The sequence below is a fragment of the Xanthomonas sp. NCPPB 3174 genome (assembly GCF_056725205.1).
The window spans coordinates 4224156-4247941 of sequence record NZ_CM161517.1 but is presented as its reverse complement, the minus strand read 5'-3'; the positions used below and the strand labels follow the sequence as shown (position 1 = coordinate 4247941).

At 71.2% G+C, this 23786-nt stretch carries 11 protein-coding genes and 1 pseudogene; 9 read left to right on the top strand and 3 right to left on the bottom strand.

Translation table 11 applies throughout. The features are described 5' to 3' along the window. Nucleotides 1-67: 67 nt before the first annotated feature. A complete protein-coding gene (locus AC1PK7_RS18235; RefSeq protein WP_029562175.1) occupies nucleotides 68-493 on the bottom strand; it encodes a DNA polymerase III subunit chi in 426 nt (141 codons plus the stop codon). A 124-nt stretch (nucleotides 494-617) separates the two neighbouring features. Continuing rightward, nucleotides 618-2102 carry a leucyl aminopeptidase gene (locus AC1PK7_RS18230; RefSeq protein WP_481099050.1) on the bottom strand — a complete coding sequence of 495 codons (1485 nt, stop codon included), beginning with the start codon at nucleotides 2100-2102 and terminating at the stop codon, nucleotides 618-620. 107 nt (nucleotides 2103-2209) lie between these two features. On the opposite strand from AC1PK7_RS18230, the gene lptF reads away from it, so the two are divergent. From lptF to AC1PK7_RS18215, 3 genes are all read left to right on the top strand, one after another. Further along, entirely contained in the window at nucleotides 2210-3295 is a 1086-nt protein-coding gene (gene lptF, locus AC1PK7_RS18225; RefSeq protein WP_420007953.1) for an LPS export ABC transporter permease LptF, read from the top strand. After that, on the top strand, nucleotides 3292-4398 hold the full coding sequence (gene lptG / locus AC1PK7_RS18220) for an LPS export ABC transporter permease LptG (protein WP_420007952.1): 1107 nt from the start codon (nucleotides 3292-3294) through the stop codon (nucleotides 4396-4398). The genes lptF and lptG overlap by 4 nt, the downstream gene beginning before the upstream one ends. 262 nt (nucleotides 4399-4660) lie before the next feature. Next, nucleotides 4661-5335, top strand: a complete 675-nt coding sequence (locus tag AC1PK7_RS18215) for a methyltransferase domain-containing protein (protein WP_481099049.1) — start codon at nucleotides 4661-4663, stop codon at nucleotides 5333-5335. A gap of 90 nt (nucleotides 5336-5425) precedes the next feature. Here the strand turns inward: AC1PK7_RS18215 and AC1PK7_RS18210 are convergent, their stop codons facing one another. Continuing rightward, nucleotides 5426-5902: an RDD family protein gene (locus AC1PK7_RS18210; protein WP_481099048.1), complete on the bottom strand. Its 477-nt coding sequence runs from the start codon at nucleotides 5900-5902 to the stop codon at nucleotides 5426-5428. A 223-nt stretch (nucleotides 5903-6125) separates the two neighbouring features. Between AC1PK7_RS18210 and xerD the strand changes: the two genes are divergently transcribed. The 6 genes and pseudogenes from xerD to AC1PK7_RS18180 all read left to right on the top strand — a co-directional run bounded on the left by xerD (nucleotide 6126) and on the right by AC1PK7_RS18180 (nucleotide 23754). Continuing rightward, on the top strand, nucleotides 6126-7100 hold the full coding sequence (xerD, locus tag AC1PK7_RS18205) for a site-specific tyrosine recombinase XerD (RefSeq protein WP_481099047.1): 975 nt from the start codon (nucleotides 6126-6128) through the stop codon (nucleotides 7098-7100). Nucleotides 7101-7323: 223 nt separating this feature from the next. After that, a complete protein-coding gene (locus AC1PK7_RS18200) occupies nucleotides 7324-8130 on the top strand; it encodes a DsbC family protein (RefSeq protein ID WP_481099046.1) in 807 nt (268 codons plus the stop codon). A 333-nt stretch (nucleotides 8131-8463) separates the two neighbouring features. Continuing rightward, nucleotides 8464-12525: a phosphoribosylformylglycinamidine synthase gene (gene purL / locus AC1PK7_RS18195; protein WP_481099045.1), complete on the top strand. Its 4062-nt coding sequence runs from the start codon at nucleotides 8464-8466 to the stop codon at nucleotides 12523-12525. Nucleotides 12526-13475: 950 nt separating this feature from the next. Next, nucleotides 13476-15737: pseudogene (locus tag AC1PK7_RS18190) on the top strand (ESPR-type extended signal peptide-containing protein); the annotation flags it as partial. Further along, nucleotides 15720-21701: an ESPR-type extended signal peptide-containing protein gene (locus AC1PK7_RS18185; RefSeq protein ID WP_481100932.1), complete on the top strand. Its 5982-nt coding sequence runs from the start codon at nucleotides 15720-15722 to the stop codon at nucleotides 21699-21701. The pseudogene AC1PK7_RS18190 and the gene AC1PK7_RS18185, both read left to right, overlap by 18 nt. Before the next feature lie 157 nt (nucleotides 21702-21858). Next, nucleotides 21859-23754, top strand: coding sequence for a S8 family peptidase (locus AC1PK7_RS18180; protein ID WP_481099044.1), 1896 nt, complete (start codon nucleotides 21859-21861; stop codon nucleotides 23752-23754). The last annotated feature ends 32 nt before the right edge of the window (nucleotides 23755-23786 follow it).

Here is a 23786-nt window from a genome sequence, read left to right as displayed (position 1 = left end):
CCGTGCGGTGCCGATGAGGGAGCGGGGCAGGAATTCATCCGAATCCCCAATCCCAAATTCCGGCTCCTCACATATCGTGCTTGTTGACCGCGTAGCCCTGGGCCTTGTACTGCTTCCAGCGCTCGCGCAGCGGGTCGCGCGCGGACGGGTCGGCCGGCACAACTTCCAGGACGCGGTCGCAGGCGCCCAGGTAGGGCGCATCGCGCAGGTTGATCACCAGCGGCCGCTGCGGCGCGTCGACGCCGGGCGGGACGATCAGCACCTGGGCCTCTTCCTCGTCGGCATCGGCGTCGGCGATCTGGTGCGGGATGTAGGCGTCGGCATCGAACGCCCACAACAACTCGTCCAGTTCCTCGGCCTGGGCCATGTCGCGCGCCAGCACCAGCGTCCACAGGTTGGCGTCGTTGGCCTTGCGCGCGAGCTCGCACACCAGCCGCAGCGGTTCGTTGAGGAACCGCGGCTTGGCGATCAGGTAGAAGTCGGCGCGCATCAGAGCGGGGATTCGTTATTGGGGATTGGGGATTGGCAACGGCGGATCATGGTCGCCTGCTGGAGCAGGGGGCACGCGAAGGAAACGCGGAGGCGCCTTTCACGAATCCCCAATCCCGACTCCGCAATCACGCCGCGCCGCCTGCGGCGCGGTCGAGCAACCACTGCGACAGCAGGCCCACCGGGCGGCCGGTGGCCATGCCGCGCTTGCCTTCGTCGCTGGCGACGCCGGCGATGTCCAGGTGCGCCCAGCGCTGGCCTTCGGTGAAGCGCGACAGGAAGCAGCCGGCGGTGATCGCGCCGGCCCAGCGGCCGCCGATGTTGTAGACGTCGGCGAAGCTGGAATCCAGCAGGCCCTGGTACTCGTCCCACAGCGGCAGGCGCCAGGCGCGGTCGAACACGTGCTCGCCGGCGGCCAGCAGTTCGGCGGCCAGGTCGTCGTGCTTGCTCATCAGGCCGGCGGTCTGGTGGCCGAGGGCGACCATGCAAGCACCGGTGAGGGTGGCCACGTCGATCAGCGCGGCCGGCTTGAAGCGTTCGGCGTAGGTCAGCGCATCGCACAGGATCAGGCGGCCCTCGGCGTCGGTGTTGCCGACCTCGATGGTCTTGCCGGACATGCTGGTGATCACGTCCGACGGGCGGTAGGCATTGCCGTCGATCGCGTTCTCCACCGCCGGCACCACCACCACCAGGTTCAGCGGCAGGCGCGCGGTCGCGGCGGCGACGAAGGTGCCGATGACGTTGGCGCCGCCGCACATGTCGTACTTCATCTCCTCGATGCCGCCCTGGGTCTTCAGGTTGACGCCGCCGGTGTCGAAGGTGATGCCCTTGCCGACCAGCACGTAGGGCTGGGCGTCGCCGCCACCATGCCACTTCAGTACCAGCAGCAGCGGGCGGTTGGCCGAGCCGCGCGCCACCGCCAGCAGCGAGCCCATGCCCAGTTCCTGCATCTGCGTCTCGTCGAGAATCTCGGCCTCGGCGCCGTCCACGCCCTGGGCGAAGGCGGCGGCGGTCTCGGCCAGGTAGGCCGGGGTGCACAGGTTCGGCGGCAGGTTGCCCAGTTCGCGGGCGAATTTCACGCCGGCGGCGATCGCCTCGCCCTGGGCCAGCGCGGTGGCGTCGTCGCCGTGCACGGCCAGGCGGGCGAGGCCGCTGTCGTCGGGCTTCTTCTTGCCGAGGGTGGCGGTGTAGCGGTAGCAGGCGTGGTCGCTGGCGATCACCGCCTGGCGGATCGCCCAGGCGCGGTCGCGGCCCTTGACCTCCAATTCGCTCAGGGTCAGCAGGGCGCTGGCCACCGGCCCGCTCTTGAGCGCGCGCGCGGCGTCGCCGACCGCCTTCAGGTATTGCGGCACGCCGAACTTGGCGGCGTCGCCCAGGCCCACGGCCAGCACCCGCGGCGCGCTCACGCCCGGCAGGTCGTGGAGCAGGGCGGTGGCGCCGGTCTTGCCGCTGACGTCGCCGCGCTCGGCCAGGGCGGTCAGGCGTCCGCCGCTGGCCGCGTCCAGGGCCTGGGCGGCCGGGGACAGGCGCTTGTCGGCGAACACGCCGACGACGATGCAATCGAACGCCGCGGTGGCCGGGGCGTCGTGGTTCAGGGTGAATTCCAGGGCCATTGATCAGATTCCGTTGGCAAATCCGTACAATCGCGGACTCTTTACCCCCAGTCGGATAGGCTGGGTCCGCCGCGAACGAATCCGAGAGTTTAAATCAACCCACCCCCATGCCGAAGCTCGATCGATACCTGCTGCGCGATTTCGTCCAGAGCTTCTCGGCCACCCTGATCGTGCTGCTGGTGGTCAGCGTCGGTGGTGTGCTGGTGGACATCCTGGGCAACATCGCCGATGGCCGCATCCCAGCCAAGTTGTTGTTTTCCCAGCTGGGCCTGCAGTTCGTGGTGTACCTGCCGCTGATCCTGCCGCTGGCGCTGATGCTGGGCCTGCTGCTGGCGCTGGCGCGGCTGTACCGCGACTCGGAAATGGCGGTGATCACCGCCATCGGCGTGGGTCCGCGGCGCCTGCTGCGGCCGATGCTGATGCTGGTGATCCCGGTGGTGACCCTGGTCGGCCTGTGCTCGCTGTGGCTGGGCCCGTGGGCCGACCGTACCTCCGACCGGCTGATCGACGAGGCCAACCACAGCCTGCTGATGGCCGGGCTGGAGGCGGGGCGCTTCACCCCGCTGTCCAATGGCGGCATCGTCTACATCAGCACCCTGTCCGGGGACGGCACCAAGCTCAGCAAGGTGTTCATGCAGCGGCAGAAGGACGGCCGCCTCGACGTGGTCACCGCGCAGCGCGGCGCCATGTTCTTCGAGGGCAAGGCCGACCGCTACCTGCGCCTGGAAGACGGCTACCGGGTCGAGGGCCCGCTGGCCGGCGACGGGCTGGACTACCGGATGATGCGTTTCGTCAGCAACGACGTGGCGCTGCCCGACCGCAACGCCGCGCGCAAGGATGACGATCCGGAGCTGCTGCCCACCGCCAAGCTGATCGGCGATCCGCGCCCGCAGGCCAATGCGCAGTTGCATGCGCGCTTGGCGCCGCCGCTGCTGGCGCTGGCCTTCGCCCTGCTGACCCTGCCGCTGTCGCGCAGTTCGCCGCGGCAGCAGCGCTATGGCCGGATCATGCTGGCGTTCCTGGCCTACCTGGTCGGCACCAACCTGATGTTCCTCGGCACCCAGTGGCTGAGCACCGAGAAGCTTCCGCGCGCGCTCGGCCTGTGGTGGCTGACCCTGCCGTTGCTGGCGCTGTCGGTGTGGATGTACCTGCGCGATGGCCGGCTGTCGCGGCCGCGGAGGCAGCCGGCATGAGGCTGCGTCCGAACCTGCACGATGTGTACGTGGGCCGCGCCGTGCTCGGCACGGTGCTGCTGACCTGGGCGGTGCTGCTGGGCCTGGACGTGATCATGGCCCTGTCCAACGAGTTCAAGACGATCGGCACCGGCAGCTACAGCCTGGGCCATGCGGCCGCGTTCGTGGCCTACACGGTGCCGCGCCGCGCCTACACCCTGTTCCCGACCGGCGCGGTGATCGGCGTGCTGATGGGCCTGGGCCAGCTCGCCGCCACCTCCGAGCTGACCGCGCTGCGCGCGCTGGGCCTGTCGCGGCGCCGGCTCAGCCTGGCCGCAGCCTCAACCATGGCGGTGCTGACCGTGGTCATGGTGGTCAACGGCGAGACCCTGGCGCCGTGGGCGCAGAACCAGGCCGACGCGATCAAGGCCAACGCCAAGTACAACGGCGACATGAGCATGGCCCGCTATTCCGGGCTGTGGGCGCGCGAGGGCAACACCTTCCTCAACGCGCAGGCCGGCGAAGAGCACCTGGAAGACGACGGCGGCACCTGGCTGGAACTGCGCGACGTGCGCCTTTACACGCTCGACGACAGCGGCCGGCTGGCGTCGCTGACCCACGCCGCCATCGCCGAGCACCGTCGCAGCAGTTGGACCCTCAAGCAGGCCTACCGCGACAACTTCGCCGAACGCTCGGTGCAACGCGAGAAGTTCGACAGCCTGCCATGGCAATCGCAGTTGGATGCGAAGGCGCTGGCCTCGGGCCTGGCCAAGCCGCGCAACCTGTCGGCGCGCGACCTGCACACCAGCATCGAATACCGCCGCCGCAATGGCCTGGATGCGCGCGACTACGAGGACCAGTACTGGAGCCGCTGGTTCTACCCGCTGAACGTGCTGGCGCTGTGCTTCGCCGCGATCCCGTTCGCGTTCGGCGCGCTGCGCAGCGGCGGCATGGGCAAACGCCTGTTCCTGGGCATCCTGTTCGCGCTGGTGTTCTGGCTGCTGCAACTGTTCTTCGGACGTATGGCCGGCGCCCTGAAGTTCGACTACCGCATCGCCTACGCCTTGCCGCCGCTGGTGATGCTGACCGTGTCCTGGTTGCTGTTCCGCAAACGCAGCAGCTAGCGCATGTCGCAGACGCGGCTCCGGGCGCTGTCGGGCCTGGCGTTCCGCGGTCGTTCGGGGGACGCAGCGGCGCCCGGCCGCCGCGTCGGGCACGCTTTACCCCGCCTGCCCGATGCGGCAATAATCGTGCGCGTTCTGCAGGGGTGGCATTGCCTTTGTGCCCCATCATTGGCGGTCTTTCGAGCGGCGTTGTCGCCGGCTTGACGAAGGCTGGAATCGTTGTAATTGCCATCTGGAAGGGTTTTCGATGCATCCCACTGCAATGAGTAATGGCCAGCGTTTTTTCGACGCGTACTCCGAGCCATTCAAAAGCCAATCGAGCGTCAAGGTCGTCGAGATCGGATCCAGGAATTTCAACGGCACCCTGCGCCAGGTCACGCCGGAGCAGTTCGAGTACATCGGTGTGGATTTTGCGAGCGGCGACGGCGTCGATGTCGTGCTGGATTCGCCGTATGCGCTCCCGTTCGACGATGCGTCCATCGACATGGTGGTGTCGAGCAGTTGCCTCGAACATTCGGAAATGTTCTGGGTGGTGTTCCTGGAGATCCTGCGGGTCCTGAAGCCGGGCGGGCTGTGTTACTTGAATACGCCCTCCAATGGCGACTTCCATCGCTACCCCGTCGACTGCTGGCGCTTCTATCCGGACGCCGGCCAGGCGCTGGTCACCTGGGCGAAGTGGAACAAGATCGATGCGGTGCTGCTCGAGTCCTATGTCAGCAACCAGCACCTGGATCAATGGAACGACTGCGTGACCGTGTTCCTGAAGGATGCGCAGCACCTCGAGCGCTACCCGACCCGGATCCTCGACACCTTCCAGGATTTCCGCAATGGCACCAAGCACGGTGTCGACGGATTTCTGAACCTCAGCGACTCGCCCGAGGACAGGGTCAGGCTGGCGGTCATCGAGCGCGTCGTGACCGGGCAAACCAAGGTCTAGGGGTTGCGTGGCCGCGTCGCTGCGTTGGCGGCGGCGCGACGTGCCGTGCTCTCACCTTCGCGCGCGATGGCGCGCGCCCATGTGCTGCAGTCAGGGCCTGGCTTTGGGCTGGCGGATCAGACGGGTACCGCTGGCGCGGTCGTGCCACGTCAACCGTTCGCGATCAAAAAGCGCCCACCAAAACCCCAGCCCACCCAGCAACAACGACACGCTGCCGACCAGATAGCGCCGCCACAGCGCGCCCCAGCCCGGCGTGGTGCCATCGGCACCGTGCAGGCGCAGGCGCCACGGACGCATGCCCAGGGTCTGGCCGCCGCGGCGCCAGCTCAGCGTCGCGTACAGGCCGGCGATCACCCAGCAACACAGCCACAGCAGCCACTGCAGGGCGCTGAACGGGGCGATGTTCTCGCGCGGCGCATGGCCTTCCAGCGTGTAGCCGAGGGTGAACAGCGCCGAGACCACGAACCACAGCGCCAGCACCGGCCAGGCGTCGTAGAACAGCGCCAGCAGCCGCCACAGCAGCAGCGCGCGTGGGCGGGGGCCGGGATCGGGAGGCGAGGGGTTCATCGGCACAGCTTAGAGCCAGTGGCGCGCTTTGCGGTGGACTGCGTGTCGTGCGGCTCGCGCATGCGCAGCCCTGCGCTCGTCCCGCCCACATCGACCTTGCGCCCCCCGGCGAAGCCGCTAGGCTTCCCGATTCCCGATTCCCGATTCCCGATTCCCGATTCCCGATTCCCGATTCCCGATTCCCCAATCCCCAATCCCCAATCCCCAATCCCCAATCCCCCCAATGCCCTCCCTGCATTCCCCCGCCGAACGCCGCCAGCAGACGCAACGGCTCGCGCCGCTGCGCGAAGCCGATGCGCTGGCGATCCAGCAGTTCCTGGATGCGGCCTGGGCCGAGCAGGGATTGGCGCGGCAGAGCCTGGACAGCTACCGCCGCGACCTGGAGGCGTTCGCGCGCTGGCGCGACGGTGCGGGCGGCGGCCTGGCCGGGGCCGATCGGCAGGCGCTGTTCGACTACCTGGCCTGGCGCACCGGACTGGGCTATTCGCCGCGCAGCAATGCGCGCTGGCTGTCGTCGTTGCGCGCGTTCTTCGCCCTGCGTGTGCGCCGCGGCGAGCGCAGCGACGATCCGACCGCGCTGCTGGAGCCGCCGCGGCTGCCGCGTTCGCTGCCCAAGGCGCTGGCCGAAAGCCAGATCGATGCGCTGCTGGCGGCGCCGGACGCGACCGCGCCGGCCGGGTTGCGCGACCGCGCCATGCTCGAGCTGATGTACGCCGCCGGGCTGCGCGTCAGCGAGCTGGTGAACCTGCCGGCCAACGCGGTGAACCTGCGCCAGGGCGTGTTGCGGGTCACGGGCAAGGGCAGCAAGGAGCGGCTGGTGCCGCTGGGCGAGGAATCGCAGCACTGGCTGCAGCGCTACCTGGACAGTGCGCGGCCGGCCCTGGCGGCCGGGCAGTCGGTGCCGGCCAGCGATGGTGTGGTGCCGCTGTTCATCGACGCCGCCCGCCGCGCGCTGACCCGCCAGCAGTTCTGGGTGTTGGTGAAGCGCTATGCAGCGGTGGCCGGGATCGATCCGGCGCGGATCAGCCCGCACGGCCTGCGCCACAGCTTCGCCACGCATCTGCTCAACCGCGGCGCGGACCTGCGCGCGCTGCAGATGCTGCTCGGCCACAGTTCGCTGTCCACCACCCAGATCTACACCCTGGTCGCGCGCGAACACCTGCAGAGCCTGCACCGCAAGCATCATCCGCGCGGTTGAAGGCCCCTGCAATCCGCCACGTGGGCTGAGCGCGATCGTGCAGGAGCGGCTTCAGCCGCGATGGTGCCTTCGTGGACTGCCGTCGCGGCCGACGCCGCTCCTGCGGGTGATTTGGAGCTTTCATGAAGGTGGCCGCGTTGCGCGACGCCGCTCAGCCTGTCTACATGGACCGCGCTGGGGGGTGTGCGACAATCCGGCCATTCGCAGCCTTCATGGATCGCCAATGCTCCGTTTTGCTCTTTGCGCGCTGCTGGGCGCGGCTTCGCTCTCCGCCTGCGCACAGTCCACCACGCCGCCGGCCGGCGCCGCCACGTCGTCCAAGGCCGCACCCGCCGTCAGCGGCGCACCGGGCGAGCAGCGCGTGCGGTCGGCGCTGCTGCAGCTCGATCCCAACTTCAAGCCCGACTACATCGGCGCCGCGCCGTTCCCTGGCTTCCGCGAAGTGGTGGTCGGCGGCCAGGTGCTGTACGTCTCCGACGATGGCCGCTACCTGTTCCAGGCGCAGCCGTTCGACATCCAGGAAAAGCAGTTCGCCTCCAGCGAGGGCCTGCTGAGCTACCGCCGCAAGCTGCTGGAATCGGCGCCGCGCGCGGACCGCATCGTGTTCGCCCCGGCCAATCCCAAGTACACCATCAGCGTGTTCACTGACATCGAATGCGGCTACTGCCGCAAGCTGCACAGCGAGATCGGCGAGCTCAACAAGCAGGGCATCGCCGTGGAGTACCTGGCGTATCCGCGCATGGGCCTGGGCAGCCAGGACTACAAGGACATGGTCGCGGTCTGGTGCGCGGCCGACAAGAAGAAGGCGCTGACCGACGCCAAGGCCAACGGCAAGGTGCCGAGCGCGGCCAACTGCAAGAACCCGGTGACCATGCAGTACAACCTGGGCCAGCGCCTGGGCGTCAACGGCACCCCGGCGATCTTCGCCCCGGACGGCACCCAGATCGGCGGCTACCTGCCCCCGGCCAAGATGCGCGAAGCGCTCGATAAGCGCGCGGCGGAAGCGACGAAGGCTGGCGGAAGCCGTTAAGGGCCGCGCGCCGGGATTCGGCATTCGGGATTGGGGATTCGCTGGAGCGCTGCTTCGGCGAATCTCCTTGCGCAGACGCCCCGCTTGCGGATGCGGGCTGCTGATTTAGACGTCTACTGCGAGCAGGACGCCGTCAGCGCGTCCGATGGCGAGGACGCCAGCCGGGACGCGGCGACCGCCGCGCTCGACCCCGCAATCCCGCCACGTGTCCATCGTCAAGGCGTTACCGGGAGCACACCCGTGCACGGAGCGCCGCCTTTACCAATCCCAAATCCCGAATCCCCAATCCCGGCTTACAATAGCCAGCCCGTTTCCTCACACGGTTCCCCGGACATGATCGTCCTCGAGGGCGCTTCCGCCCTTTCGCCGTTCCGTCGCGCTCGGCTCGAAACCCGCCTGCAGTCCCTTGTTCCCGGCGTGCGCATCGCCGGCGCCTGGCACGTCTACTTCATCGACGGCGAGGACGCTGCGTCGCTCGACCTGGTCGCGGCGCGGCGGATCCTGCAGGCGCAGGACGCGCCGGCGCCGGCCGACGCGGGCACCTGCTCGCGCTACGTGGTGCCGCGGCTGGGCACGCGCTCGCCATGGTCGAGCAAGGCCACCGAACTGGTCCGCGGCGCCGGGCTGGCGATCCGCCGGGTCGAGCGCGGCACGCGCCTGGACCTGGCCGGCTGGCCGCAGGCGCCGGCCGACCAGGCCGCGCTGGCCAAGCTGCTGCACGATCCGATGACGCAGTCGCTGCTGGACGATGCCGCGCAGGCGCAGGCGCTGTTCCAGGCGCCGGCGCGCGGCGAGGTCGAGCGCATCCCGCTGGACCAGTTGGAAGCGGCCAACGCGCGCCTGGGCCTGGCCCTGGCCCAGGACGAGATCGACTACCTGCGCCAGCGCTTCGGCGAGCTCGGCCGCGATCCGGCCGACGTGGAACTGATGATGTTCGCGCAGGCCAATTCCGAGCACTGCCGGCACAAGATCTTCAACGCCAGCTGGACCATCGACGGCAAGGAGCAGGACCGCTCGCTGTTCCGGATGATCAAGCACACCCACCAGCAGACCCCGCAGCACACGCTCAGCGCGTACAGCGACAACGCGGCGGTGGTGGAAGGCCATCCGGCCGCGCGCTATCGCCCGGATCCGGCCAGCGGCGAGTACCGCAGCGAGGCGGTGACGCCGTCGGCGTTCTGCATCAAGGTCGAGACCCACAACCACCCGACCGCGATCGCGCCGTTCCCGGGCGCCTCCACCGGTGCCGGCGGCGAGATCCGCGACGAGGGCGCCACCGGCCGCGGCGGCAAGCCCAAGGCCGGCCTGACCGGTTTCAGCGTCTCGCACCTGCGCATCCCCAGCCTGCCGCAGCCGTGGGAGGGCGCGCGTCCGCTCAACCCGCGCATGGCGCCGGCGCTGGAGATCATGCTGGACGGCCCGCTCGGCGGCGCCGCGTTCAACAACGAATTCGGCCGGCCCAACCTGCTCGGCTATTTCCGCAGCTTCGAGCTGCCGGAGACGCAGGACCTGACCCGCGCCTACGACAAGCCGATCATGCTGGCCGGCGGCCTGGGCGCGATCGACCGCGTGCAGGTGGAGAAGATCCCGCTGCAGCCCGGCGATGCGGTGATCGTGCTCGGCGGTCCGGCGATGCTGATCGGCCTGGGCGGCGGCGCGGCCAGTTCGGTGGCCTCCGGCGACAGCGCCGAGGACCTGGATTTCGCCAGCGTGCAGCGCGACAACCCGGAGATGGAGCGGCGCGTGCAGGAGGTCATCGACCGCTGCGTGGCGCTGGGCGCGGACAACCCGATCCGCTGGTTCCACGACGTCGGCGCCGGCGGCCTGTCCAACGCCATTCCCGAGCTGCTGCACGATTCCAGCGTGGGCGGCCTCATCGACCTGGACCGCGTGCCCAGCGACGATCCCTCGCTGTCGCCGATGCAGCTGTGGTGCAACGAATCGCAGGAGCGCTACGTGCTCGGCGTGCCGCAGGCGAGCCTGGCCGAATTCGCCGCGATCTGCGAGCGCGAGCGCTGCCCGTTTGCCGCTGTGGGTGTGGCGACCGCCGAGGAACGGCTGGTCGTGGGTTACGGGGTGCTGCGTACCGGGATTGGGGAGTCGGGATTGGGGATTGGCAACGGCGCAACGTCGGCCGGCTCCCCCGCGTCTCACGAATCCCCAATCCCGAATCCCGAATCCCCGCACCCCATCGATCTGCCCATGGACGTCCTCTTCGGCAAGCCGCCGAAGATGCATCGCGACACCCGGCAGCCGCCGGCGCCGCGCTGGCCGGAGCTGGACACCGATGCGCTGGACCTGCGCGAGGCCGGGCTGCGCGTGCTGGCCCATCCGACGGTGGCGGCGAAGAGTTTCCTGGTCACCATCGGCGACCGCAGCGTCGGTGGCCTGACCGCGCGCGAGCAGATGATCGGTCCCTGGCAGCTGCCGCTGGCCGATTGCGCGATCACCCTGGCCGGCTTCGATACCCACGCCGGCGAAGCGATGGCGATCGGCGAGCGCACCCCGCTGGCCCTGCTCGACGCCGCCGCCGCGGCGCGGATGGCGGTGGGCGAAGCGATCACCAATCTGTGCTCGGCGCCGGTGCAGGCGCTGGACCAGGTCAAGCTGTCGGCGAACTGGATGGCCGCGGCCAACCACGACGGCGAGGACGCGCGCCTGTACGCCGCGGTCAAGGCCGTCGGCATGGAACTGTGTCCGCAGCTGGACCTGAGCATCCCGGTGGGCAAGGACTCGCTGTCGATGCAGGCGCAGTGGGGTGTGGCCGGGATTCGTGAGTCGGGATTGGGGATTGGCGAGAGCGGCACTGCGCGCGCGGAAGGCGCTTCTGCGAATCCCGAATCTCCACTCCCCACTCCCGGCGTCACTGCCACCCACAAATCCGTCTCGCCCGTCTCCCTCATCGTCTCCGCCTTCGCGCCCGTCGCCGATGCGCGGGCGCAGTTGACGCCGTTGCTGGCGCGCGAGGCCGAGAGCGAGTTGTGGCTGATCGGGCTGGGCGGCGGCAAGCAGCGCCTGGGCGGTTCGGTGCTGGCGCAGGTGCATGGCGACGGTGCGCTGCCGGCGTTCGGCGGCGCGGTGCCGGATTTGGACGATCCGCAGCGGCTGCGTGCGTTCTTCGAGCTGATCCGCGATGCGCGCGAGGCCGGCATGCTGCTGGCGTATCACGACCGCAGCGACGGCGGCGCGTTCGCCGCGCTGTGCGAGATGGCGTTCGCCTCGCGGCAGGGCCTGGACATCACCCTCGATGCCTGGGGCGACGATCCGTTCCGCAGCCTGTTCAACGAGGAACTGGGCGCGGTGGTGCAGGTCGCCAAGGAAGACCGCGCCGCGTTCGCCGACCTGGTCGAGCGCCATGCGCTGACCGAGTGCGCGCAGCGCATCGCCCGCCCCAGCACCGCCGCGGCGGTGCGCGTGGCCCTGGGCGGCAAGACCCTGGCCGAATGGCGTTGGGACGAGCTGTTCGATGCCTGGTGGTCGGTGACCCACGCCATGCAGACGTTGCGCGACAACCCCGACAGCGCCGCCGAAGAGCGCGCGTTGGCGCGCGATTTCGCCGCGCCCGGGCTCAAGCCGAAGCTGGCCTTCGACCCGGCCGAGGACATCGCCGCGCCGTTCGTCGCCAGCGGCCAGCGACCGAAGGTGGCGATCCTGCGCGAGCAGGGCGTCAACGGCCAGATCGAGATGGCCAATGCGTTCGAGCGCGCCGGGTTCCGCGCCTTCGACGTGCACATGAGCGACCTCATCGCCGGCCGCGTGGACCTGGCCGATTTCGTGGGCCTGGCCGCCTGCGGCGGCTTCAGCTACGGCGACGTACTCGGCGCCGGCCGCGGCTGGGCGACCTCGATCCTGGAGCGGCCGGCGCTGCGCGATGCCTTCGCCGCGTTCTTCGCGCGTCCGGACACCTTCGCCCTGGGCGTGTGCAACGGCTGCCAGATGCTCAGCCAGCTCAAGGACATCATTCCCGGTGCCGAGCACTGGCCGCGCTTCCTGCGCAACCGCAGCGAGCAGTTCGAGGCGCGCACCAGCCTGCTGGAAGTGGTGGAATCGCCGTCGATCTTCCTGCGCGGCATGGCCGGCTCGCGGATCCCGGTGGCGGTGGCGCACGGCGAAGGCCGCGCCGAGTTCGACACTGCCGTGGACCAGGCCGCCGCGCGGGTGGCGCTGCGCTTCGTCGACGGCCATGGCGCCGTCGCCACGCAGTACCCGCTGAACCCGAACGGCTCGCCCGACGGCATCACCGGCCTGACTAGCGACGACGGCCGGGTGACGATCCTGATGCCGCACCCGGAACGTACCCTGCGCTCGCTCAACCTCAGCTGGCATCCGGCCGAGTGGCCGGACGCATCGCCGTGGCTGCGAATGTTCCGCAACGCGCGGGTGTGGGTGGGCTGACGGCGTTGCCCCTGGCGCGCTCGCCGCGATGGCGACGCGCCTGCGCGACGGCGACGGCGCGGTGTTGCCCAGCCCGATCAAGCGCCGACGCGCTGGGTCGCGCATCGCTGCGTTCCATGTGGGAGGGACTTCAGTCCCGACGCAGGACCGTGTCCGGGGCCGCCAGACCGGCGGTTTGCCGGGCCGCGCTGCGGAGTTTCCTGTGCGTCGAGATGGGTGTCTTCGGCAAATCCCGTCTTCGGACGATCTGACCGTGCACGGTCGCGGCTGAAGCCGCTCCTACGAGAAACCGCAGGTTTTTTTCCGCCCGCGCGCTGCCGTCAGGGCGGTCGCGCGCCTGTGCCTGCGCCACCGTCACGGTGAACCAGCCGGTGGTGTGCGCCCACCTAGCGCTCCGGGCTGCATGGTCGCACTGCGGCCGCATCCATTCCGCCGTCGCCCCCCGGGTTGCGCCGCCGCGTGACCACGGGCGCCTGTTTCGCGCAATCGGCGCCATTCGCGTCCGTCTGGCGCGATCGCGTACCTCGACTGTGCAGCTCCTGGCGCACCTACCACACGTTTGCGTCAAGTCCTTGACGAGAAACGAAATCGTCCCGACCGCCGTGTGTCAAGACTGGCAAGGTCTGTGCCGAAAAGTTGGCGCAATGGGGTTGTTTTCATTGATATTTATCGAAAAATTAACGAAATAAGCCTGAATTCGCGGTCTGTGTCACGGCATGTGTCGCAGCAAGTCAAAAACTTGACGTACTCGAAAGGCCGGGTTAACACTCCAGTCAGTTCCGCATTCCACCTCGGTTCATCTACAGCTCCGAGCAGCGACAGGCGTGAGCCTCTCGCGTCCCGGTCGGGACGTGCGGCACCTAAAAAACCGACAGGGGGTCGGCCGGCCGGAACGCCGGGCGAGGGTGGCTTTTTGACCAAAAACCAGCCGAATTGAGGAGCAGTCGTCGATGAATCGGATTTATCGCAAGGTCTGGAACAACGCGTTGGGGATGTGGGTGGTGGCATCGGAACTGGCCAGCGGCGATGCGCGCGGCGCGGTCGTCCGCGATCGCCGTGCCGCACGCGCACACGGCCTGGCCCTGGCCGGCGCGATCGCCCTGGCGCTGGGCGCCGGCGCCCTTCCCGGCAGCGCCCAGGCGCAGGCCGTGCAGATCGGCGACAACGCCAACGCCAGCGGCGACTACGCCACCGCGGTCGGTGCAGAGAGCAACGCCAGCGGCGCGCAGAGCACCGCGACCGGCGCGGCCAGCAACGCCAGCGGCGACGGCAGCGTGGCCAGCGGCACCCTCAGCGAGGCCAGCGGCGTGGAAGCCAGCGCGCTCGGCTACTACAGCACCGCCAGTGGCGACGGCGCGACCGCGCTCGGCGCCGAGAGCATCGCCTCCGGCGCCGCCAGCGCCGCGGTCGGCGTGGCTGCCGATGCGACGGGCGAGTACGCCACCGCGGTCGGCGGTTTCTCCAGCGCCAGCGGCTTCAACAGCACCGCGCTGGGCAACAGCGCGGTCGCGCAGGGCCGCAACAGCGTGGCGCTGGGCGCCGACGCGGTGGCCGACCGCGACGACAGCGTGTCGGTCGGCAAGGCCGGCGGCGAACGCCAGATCACCAACGTGGCCGCCGGCACCGAGGCCACCGATGCGGTCAACGTGGCGCAGCTGGACGCGGTCAGGCAGACCGCCGACACCACCGCCAAGTACTTCCAGTCCAGCGGCAGCGACGCCAGCGATGCCGGCGCCTACGTCGAGGGCGCCAATGCGGTGGCCGCCGGCGAAGGCGCCAACGCCATCGGCAACGGCGCCAGCGCGCTCGGCAGCGGCGCCACCACGCTGGGCGGCAACGCCACTGCGGTCGGCAGCAATGCTACCGCCGTCGGCGCCTCGGCGACCGCGGTCGGCGGTGCGCTGTCGATCGTCGACGACAACGGCGAGGTGCTGCTGGAAGGCACCACCACCGCGGCCGCGCAGGGCGCCAGCGCGTTCGGCGCCGGTGCGCAGGCCAATGGCGCGTTCTCCAGCGCGCTGGGCACCGCCGCGCGCGCCGACGGCACGCAGAGCACCGCCACCGGCTTCTCCGCCGCCGCCACCGGGCTGGCGGCGACCGCCACCGGCGGCTTCAGCCAGGCCGGCGGCGACTTCGCCTCCGCGTTCGGCTACGGCGCCAACGCCAGCGGCGGCGACGCCGTGGCGGTGGGCTTTTCCAGTCTCGCCAGCGGCGTGTCCAGCACCGCCGTCGGCGGCAGCGTGCTCGGCCTGTTCACCACCGAGGCGCAGGGCGAGGGCGGCAGCGCGTTCGGCGCTGGCGCCTGGGCCAATGGCGACTTCTCCACCTCGGTCGGCTGGCTGAGTTCGGCCGACGGCGCCTCCAGCGCCGCGTTCGGCGCCGCGTCCTGGGCGCAGGCCGACGATTCCACCGCGCTGGGCTACGGCGCCAAGGCCGCGGCCAGCGGCAGCGTCGCGCTCGGCCAGGGATCGGTCGCCGATCGCGCCGGCACGGTCTCGGTCGGCAGCGCCGGCAAGGAGCGGCAGATCGCCAACGTCGCCGCCGGCACCGAGGGCACCGATGCGGTGAACCTGGACCAGCTCGACGCGGTCAAGCAGGTGGCCGACGGCACCGCGCGGCTCTTCGCCGGCAGCGGCGACGGCACCGCCCTGGCGCAGGGCCAGCAGGCCACCGCCGCCGGCGCCGACGCGCTGGCCGATGGCGACTACACCACCGCCGTCGGTTCCACCAGCACCGCCGCCGGCCTCGGCGCCGCGGCGCTGGGCAGCGGCGCAGTCGCCAGCGGCGACCACGCCAGCGCGGTCGGCACCGATGCCACCGCGGCCGGCACCTCGGCCACCGCGATCGGCAGCACCGCGACGGTGTACGAGTACGACGAGAACGGCTTCATCGTCGGCAGCCGCGAACAGACCACCCAGGCCCTGGGCGTGGCTGCGACCGCGGTCGGCGGCGGCGCGCAGGCGCTGGATCCGCTGAGCACCGCGGTCGGCACCGGCACCTCGGCCAGCGGCGTGCAGAGCACCGCGCTGGGCTATCACGCGCAGACCTTCAAGGACGGTGCCACCGCGGTCGGCGGCCTGTCCGAAGTGGCTGGCGACCTGGGCACGGCGGTGGGCTATGGCGCGCGCGCGGCCGGCGATTACGCCACCGCGGCCGGCATCGGCGCGCGAGCGACCGCGACCAGCACCGTGGCGATGGGCATGAACTCCCTGGCCAGCGGGACCGACAGCGTGGCGATCGGCGGGGTCAGCACCGCCGCGGCGAGTGCCGGCAACAGCGTCGGCATCACCGCGGCCACCGGCGTCGGCAGCGTGGCGCTGGGGGCAGGCGCGGAGAGCCAGGGCGATTACGCGATCGCCATGGGCTACAACGCCAACGTGTTCCCGAACCTGCCGGGCAATGTCGATTCGGTGGCGATCGGCCACAGCGCCGGCTCGTTCGCGCCGTACACGGTGTCGCTGGGCAGCTATGCGTTGGCCTCCGGCGATGGCGGCATCGCGCTGGGCTACAAGGCCACTGCCTGGAACGCCGACAGCGTCGCGCTGGGCGCGCGTGCGGTGACCTCGACCTTCAATACCAACGGCACCGCGCTCGGCACCGACAGCCAGGCCAACGGCAGCGATGCCACGGCGATCGGCTACGGCGCGCGGGTCAGCACCTGGCTCGACGACGCGCGCAACCAGGCGCCGACCAATGCGGTCGCGCTCGGCGCGCATTCCTACGCCGCGCGCGACAACAGCGTCTCGGTCGGCGATGTGGCCAACGGCCTGACCCGGCAGATCACCAGCGTCGCCGCCGGCACCGAAGCCACCGACGCGGTCAACGTGGCGCAGTTGCAGGAAGCCGGGAAGTACCTGCAGGCCAGCGCTGGCAACAGCGATGCCGGCGCCTACGTCGAAGGCGACGACGCGCTCGCCGCCGGCGAGGCCGCCAATGCCATCGGCAACGGCAGCACCGCGCTCGGCGCCGGCGCCGATGCGCTCAACAGCGGGGCGACCGCGGTGGGCAGCGGCGCGGTCGCGGCCGGGCAGAACAGCGCCGCCTTCGGCACCAACGCGCAGGCCACCGGGCCGGCGGCGGTGGCGGTCGGCGGGGTGGCGGTGGACGCCAACGGCGATCCGCTGATCACCAAGAGCGGGGTGGCGGTGGACACCGGCGCCACCAGCGCCGGGGTCGGCGGCACCGCGCTGGGCGCCAGCGCCGATGCCAGCGGTTTCGCCGCCTCGGCGGTGGGCGTGGGCGCCTATGCCGGCGGCGCGCAGGCGTCGGCGTTCGGTGCGGTGGCCAACGCCACCGGCGACTACGCCACGGCGGTCGGCACGCAGAGTGCGGCCACCGGCACCAGCAGCGTGGCGGTCGGCGGTCCGGCCGACCTGATCCCGGGCCTGGGCCTGTTCGTGCAGACCCAGGCCAGCGGCGCCAACGCGGCCGCATTCGGCGCCGGCGCGATCGCCTCGGGCGACGACTCCACCGCCAACGGCAGCATGACCGAAGCCTCGGGCCTGCAGAGCACCGCGCTGGGCTACTTCGCCTACGCGCCGGGCGACTACGCCAGCGCGCTGGGCGCGCAGTCCTGGGCCAGCGGCGCCAACAGCACCGCGGTGGGCTTCTACAGTACCGCGCTGGCCGCCGACAGCGTGGCGCTGGGTGCGAACTCGGTGGCGCGTCGGGCCAACACGGTCTCGGTCGGCGATGCCGGCAGCGAGCGGCAGGTGGTCAACGTCGCCGCGGGCACGCAGTCCACCGATGCGGTCAACCTCGCGCAGCTGGATGCGGTGCGCGCCACCGCCGAAGGCACTTCCAAGTTCTTCGCGCATGGCGGCGACGGCACGGTCGGCGCCTATGCCGACGGCGCCGGCGCGCTGGCCGCCGGCGATGCGGCCAATGCCTACGGCAGCGGTGCGGCGGCGTTCGGCAGCGGCGCGGCGGCGATGGGCGATGACGCGGTCGCGCTGGGCAACGGCAGCACGGCCGGCGGCACCGGCGGCACCGCCATCGGTGGCCGCGGCCAGGCCTACGACCAGTACAACCAGCCGATCGTCGATGCCGACGGCAAGCCGGTGCTGGTCGGCGCCAATGCTGGCGAGAACGCCACCGCGCTCGGCGCGGGCGCGCAGGCCACCGGCAGCGTCGCCACTGCCACCGGCTACGGTGCGCAGGCCACCGGCGACCACAGCACCGCTGGCGGCTACAAGGCGCGCGCGACCGGCAACTACAGCCTGGCGCAGGGCGACAACGCCTGGGCCAGCGGCGAGGACGCCAGCGCGGTCGGCGCCTACGCCTGGGCCACGGCCGATGGCGCGTCGGCGTTCGGCACCTCGGCCTGGGCCACCGGCGCAAACGCCTCGGCGTTCGGCACCGGGGCGTGGGCCAGCGGCAGCGGCGCCACCTCGATCGGCTTCAACAGCTGGGCGCCGGGCCTGAGCGCCACCGCGGTCGGCCGCGGCGCGTTCGGCTACGGCAACTACAGCGTGGCGCTGGGCTTCCAGGCGCTGGGCAACCAGGTCAACACCATCGCCATCGGCACCAACACCGTGGCCGATGCGGAAAGCGCGATCAGCATCGGCGCCGGCAGCGAGGCGACGGCTTCCAATGCGGTGGCGCTGGGCGCCGGGGCGGTCGCCGACCGCGCCTACAGCGTGTCGGTGGGCAGCGCCGGCCAGGAGCGGCAGATCACCAACGTCGCCGCCGGCACCGAGGCCACCGATGCGGTCAACGTCGCCCAGCTGGATGCGGTGAAGCAGGCCGCGGCAGCGACCAGCAAGTACTTCCAGGCCAGCGGCAGCGCCGACAGCGATGCCGGCGCACTGGTCGACGGCGACAATGCGCTGGCTGCCGGCGAGGCCGCCAACGCCACCGCCGACGGCGCCACTGCGCTCGGTGGCGGCGCCAATGCCGTGGCCGCCGGGGCGACCGCGATCGGCTTCAATGCCGTCTCCAGCGGTGTCGATGCGGTCGCGCTGGGCAACGCCAGCCAGGCGTCGGGCGAGAACAGCATCGCCATCGGCAGCAACGCCCAGGCCAGCGAGATCGGCGCCACCGCCAGCGGCGCCGGCGCGCAGGCCAGCGGCACCTATTCCACCGCCACCGGCAACGAGGCGGTGGCCTCGGACAACCAGGCCACGGCCACCGGCTTCCGCAGCGCTGCGTCGGGCATCGGCGCCACCGCCCTGGGCGGTTACAGCGAGGCCACGGGCTATCTGTCCTCGGCGCTGGGCTATGGCGCACTCGCCTCGGGCAGCTACGGCACCGCGGTCGGCGTGTCCTCCGCCGCTTCCGGCAGCAGCAGCGTGGCGGTGGGCGAGTACAGCGTGGCCTCCGGCGAGGAGAGCGTGGCGGTTGGCGGTACCTCGTTCTTTGGCCTGATCCCGGCCGAGGCGTCGGGCGCCAACAGCGCCGCGTTCGGTGCCGGCGCCGGCGCCACCGCGGACTTCAGCAGCGCGCTCGGCAGCCTCAGCTACGCCAGCGCCGACAGCGCCAGTGCGTTCGGCTACGGCGCCTATGCATCCGGCGTCAACAGCGTGGCGCTGGGTGCGAACTCCGAGGCGGCGCGCGACAACACCGTCTCGGTGGGCAGCGCCGGCAAGGAGCGGCAGATCACCAGCGTCGCCGCCGGCACCGAGGCCACCGACGCGGTCAACGTGGCGCAACTGAACGAGGTGAAGCAGTCGGCCGATGCCACCGGCAAGCAGTTCAAGGCCAGCGGCGGCAGCGACCCGGCCGACGATGTCGGCAGCTACGTGGAAGGCACCTACGCCACCGCCGCCGGCGAGGCCAGCAACGCCTACGGCACCGGTGCCTCGGCGTTCGGCAGCGGCGCGCTGGCCGGCGCCCGCTACGCCACCGCGTCCGGCTATAACGCCACCGCCACCGGCGAATCCAGCACCGCGATCGGCGGCTCGCTGTACTACACCGACGCGTCCGGCAATGTGCTGCTCGACGGCACCACCACCGCCAGCGCCGCCGGTGCCACCGCGCTGGGCGCGGGCGCGCAGGCCAGCGGCACGTTCAGCAGCGCCAGTGGCGCCGGCGCCATCGCCAGCGGCCTGCAGGCCACTGCCGACGGCTACAAGGCGACGGCCGGCAGCGACTACAGCACCGCGGTCGGTGCCTTCAGCGCCGCCAGCGGCACCCGCACCAGCGCGTTCGGTTACGGCGCGGCCGCGGCGGGCAACTACGCCTCGGCGCTGGGCTGGGGCAGCACCGCCTCCGGCGCCTATGCCGCGGCGCTGGGCTACAGCGCCCGCGCCACCGGCGAGGACGCGACCGCGCTCGGCGCCTCGGCCTGGGCCACCGCGGCGCAGACCACCTCGGTCGGCCAGTTCGCCTGGGCCACGGCGCAGGGCGGCACCGCGATCGGCCAGAACGCCTTCGCCTACGGCGGCACCAATGCCACGGCGCTGGGCATCAACGCCTCGGCCAGCGGCGCCGGCAGCGTCGCCCTGGGCTCGGGCGCGCGCACCAGCGAAGCCAACGTGGTGTCGGTGGGTGGCGGCAACGGCGTCACTGCGCCGGCCACGCGTCGCATCACCAACGTCGGCGCGGCGGTCAACGCCACCGACGCGGTGAACAAGGCGCAGCTGGACGCGGTGGCCACCGCCGCCGGCGACACCAGTGCACGCTTCCAGAGTTCCGGCACCGCGGTGGCCAGCGCCAGCGGCGTGGACAGCACCGCGGCCGGTGCCGGCGCCACCGCCAGCGGCCTGCGCAGTTCCGCGCTGGGCGTGGGCAGCGTCGCCGCCGGTGCCGGTGCCACCGCCACCGGTGCCGGCAGCTCGGCGACCGGTGCGCGCAGCACCGCGATCGGCCTGCAGACCAACGCGATCGGCGAGAACGGCGTGGCGATGGGCTACAACAGCTTCGTCCGCAACAGCGGCAGCAACGGCGTCGCGCTCGGCGCCAATGCCGGCGTCTCGGCGGACAACGCGGTGGCACTCGGTGCCGGCTCGCGGGTGTACGAGGCCGACACCGTGTCGCTGGGCAGCGGCAACGGCCGCGGCGGCCCGGCCACCCGGCGCATCGTCAACCTGACCGCCGGCAGCGTCGCCGCCGGCAGCACCGACGCGATCAACGGCGGCCAGCTGTACCAGTCGCTGAGCAACATGGCCACGTTCCTGGGCGGCGGCGCCGGACTCGGCGCGCAAGGACTGTTCGTGGCGCCGACCTACGTGATCCAGGGCGCCAGCTACAACAACGTCGGCGCGGCGCTGGCAGCGCTGGACGGCAAGGTCAGCGAACTGGATGCGCGCACCGGTGGCAGCGCCACCGCGGCACGCAGCGCGCGCATGGTCGGCACCAGTGCAGTGGCCGCGCAGGCCACCGAGGCGGCGCCGGCGACTGCAGCCGAGACCGCGGCGACGGCCACGACCACGACTGCGTCGGTGTCCGGCAGCATCGGCACCGCCCAGGTCGGCGAGAGCACGGCGGTGGCCTCCAGCGCCACGGCGGTGGGGACCGCCGCGCGCGCCAACGACGTCACAGGCACCGCGATCGGCGGCAGCGCCTACGCGCATGGTGCCAACGACACCGCGATCGGCAGCAACGCCAAGGTCAATGCCGACGGCAGCACCGCGGTAGGCGCCAACAGCCACATCGCGGCGGTGGCGACCAACGCGGTGGCGATGGGCGAGGGCGCCAGCGTCAGCGCGGCCTCGGGCACCGCCCTTGGCCAGGGCGCCAGCGCCACGGCGCAGGGCGCGGTCGCACTGGGGCAGGGGTCGGTGGCCGATCGCGCGCAGACGGTCTCGATCGGCAGCGCCGGCAACGAGCGCCAGCTCGCCAACGTCGCCGCCGGCACCCAGGCCACCGATGCGGTCAACAAGAGCCAGCTCGACAACGGCGTGGCCAGCGCCAAGTCGTACACCGATGCACGCTTCGGCACCATGGCCGACAGCTTCGAGGTGCTGCGCGGCGACGTCGATGCGCGGTTGCGCGACCAGGACCGTCGCATCGACCGCCAGGGCGCGATGAGCGCGGCCATGCTCAACATGGCCACCAGCGCCGCCGGCATCCGCACCCAGAACCGGGTGGGTGCCGGCATCGGCTTCCAGAACGGCGAGTCGGCGCTGTCGGTGGGCTACCAGCGCGCCTTCAGCGACCGCGCCACGGTGACCATCGGCGGTGCCTTCAGCAGCGACGACAGCTCGATCGGCATCGGCGCCGGTTTCGGCTGGTGATCCATCGCGGACGGCGGCAGCTGCCGCCGTCCGCCACGCAATGGCCTGAGGGGGCAGACCACAGGACCTTGGCTGGGCCGGCCAACGGATTCGGAAAAAGGGAGTTTTACGGCCGCAACTGTCGCCTGATCCACGAAACTTTGAAGAGGACGTCAACGTGATCGACAAGCAAAACCTTCGTATCAATGCCATCGCCGCCGCCATGCTGGCGATGTCGCTGGGAGCCTCGAGCGCGATCGCGGCGGGCGCTTCGGCGCCTCTGCCGGTCAAGGAACCGGGCACCTCCGCGCCGGCCGATGCGGTGACCTCCAACCGCATCCTGGTGCGCTACAACGCCGGCAGCGCCGCGGCCAGCGACCGCAGCGCCAAGCTGTCGGCGGTGCAGTCTGCGGTGGGCCGCGCCAGCCTCGGCGGCGGCAACGGCATCTCGCGCGCGGCCGCGGCCAGCGTGCGCGCCGAGTACGTGCGCACCCTGGGCATCGGCGCGGACCTGATCCGCCTGACCGGCAAGCTGAGCAAGGCCGACCTGGACAAGGTGGTGGCCGAGATCGCCGCCGACCCGACGGTGAAGTACGCGCAGGTCGACGCCAAGCTGCGCCCGGTCGAGGTGCTGCGGGCCAAGGCGCAGGTACAGCCGCAGTTCGTGCCCAACGACCCGCTGTACGCGCAGTACCAGTGGCACTACAGCAATGCCAACGGCGGCATCAACGCGCCGGCCGCGTGGGACGTGTCCAAGGGCGACGGCGTGGTGGTGGCGGTGCTCGACACCGGCATCCTGCCGAACCACCCGGACGTGGCGGTGAACCTGCTGCAGGGCTACGACTTCATCTCCGACAAGGAAGTCTCGCGGCGTGCGACCGACGACCGCGTGCCGGGCGCGCTGGACTACGGCGACTGGGTGGAGAACGACAACGAGTGCTACGCCGGCTCCGTCGCCGACGACAGTTCCTGGCACGGCAGCCACGTCGCCGGCACCGTCGCCGAGGCGACCAACAATGGCGTCGGCATGGCCGGCGTGGCGCCCAACGCCACCGTGCTGCCGGTGCGCGTGCTCGGCAAGTGCGGCGGCTACACCTCCGACATCGCCGACGCCATCATCTGGGCCTCGGGCGGCACCGTGTCCGGCGTGCCGGCCAACCAGAACCCGGCCGAGGTCATCAACATGAGCCTGGGCGGCGGCGGCGCCTGCGACAGCGTCACCCAGGACGCGATCAACGGTGCGGTCTCGCGCGGCACCACGGTGGTGGTGGCCGCCGGCAACAACACCGCCAATGCCGCCAACTTCAGCCCGGCCAGCTGCGACAACGTGATCGCGGTCGGTGCCACCCGCATCACCGGCGGCATCACCTACTACTCCAACTACGGCGCCAAGGTGGACCTGTCCGGTCCGGGCGGCGGCGGCAGCGTCGACGGCAACCCGGGCGGCTATGTCTGGCAGAACGGCTACACCGGCGCGACCACGCCGACCTCCGGCAACTACACCTATATGGGCATGGGCGGCACCTCGATGGCCTCGCCGCACGTGGCCGCGGTGGCGGCGCTGGTGCAGAGCGCGCTGATCGCCGCGGGCAAGGCGCCGCTGACCCCGGCTGCGCTGGAGACCCTGCTCAAGCAGACCGCGCGTCCGTTCCCGGTGTCGATCCCGTCCAGCACCCCGATCGGCACCGGCATCGTCGATGCCAAGGCCGCGCTGGCCAAGGCGCTGGAAGAGCCGTGCGATCCGGCCACCGAGCAGTGCGCGCCGACGGCGACCGCGCTGACCAACAAGGTGGCGGTGGCGGGCCTGGCCGGCGCTGCCGGCAATGAGGCGCTGTACAGCTTCGAGGCCAAGGCCGGCGCGGTGCTGAGCTTCCTCACCTACGGCGGCAGCGGCAACGTGTCGATGTACGTGAGCTTCGGCAAGGAGCCGGGCACCGGCAACGCCGACGCCAAGTCGACCCGTCCGGGCAACAACGAGACGGTGCGCTTCACCGCGCCGCAGGCCGGCACCTACTACATCAAGCTGGTCGGCGAGAGCACCTACAGCGGCGTCAGCCTGGTCGCGCGCCAGTAAGCGCACGCGGCGCAGGGAGGCGCCATGGTGTC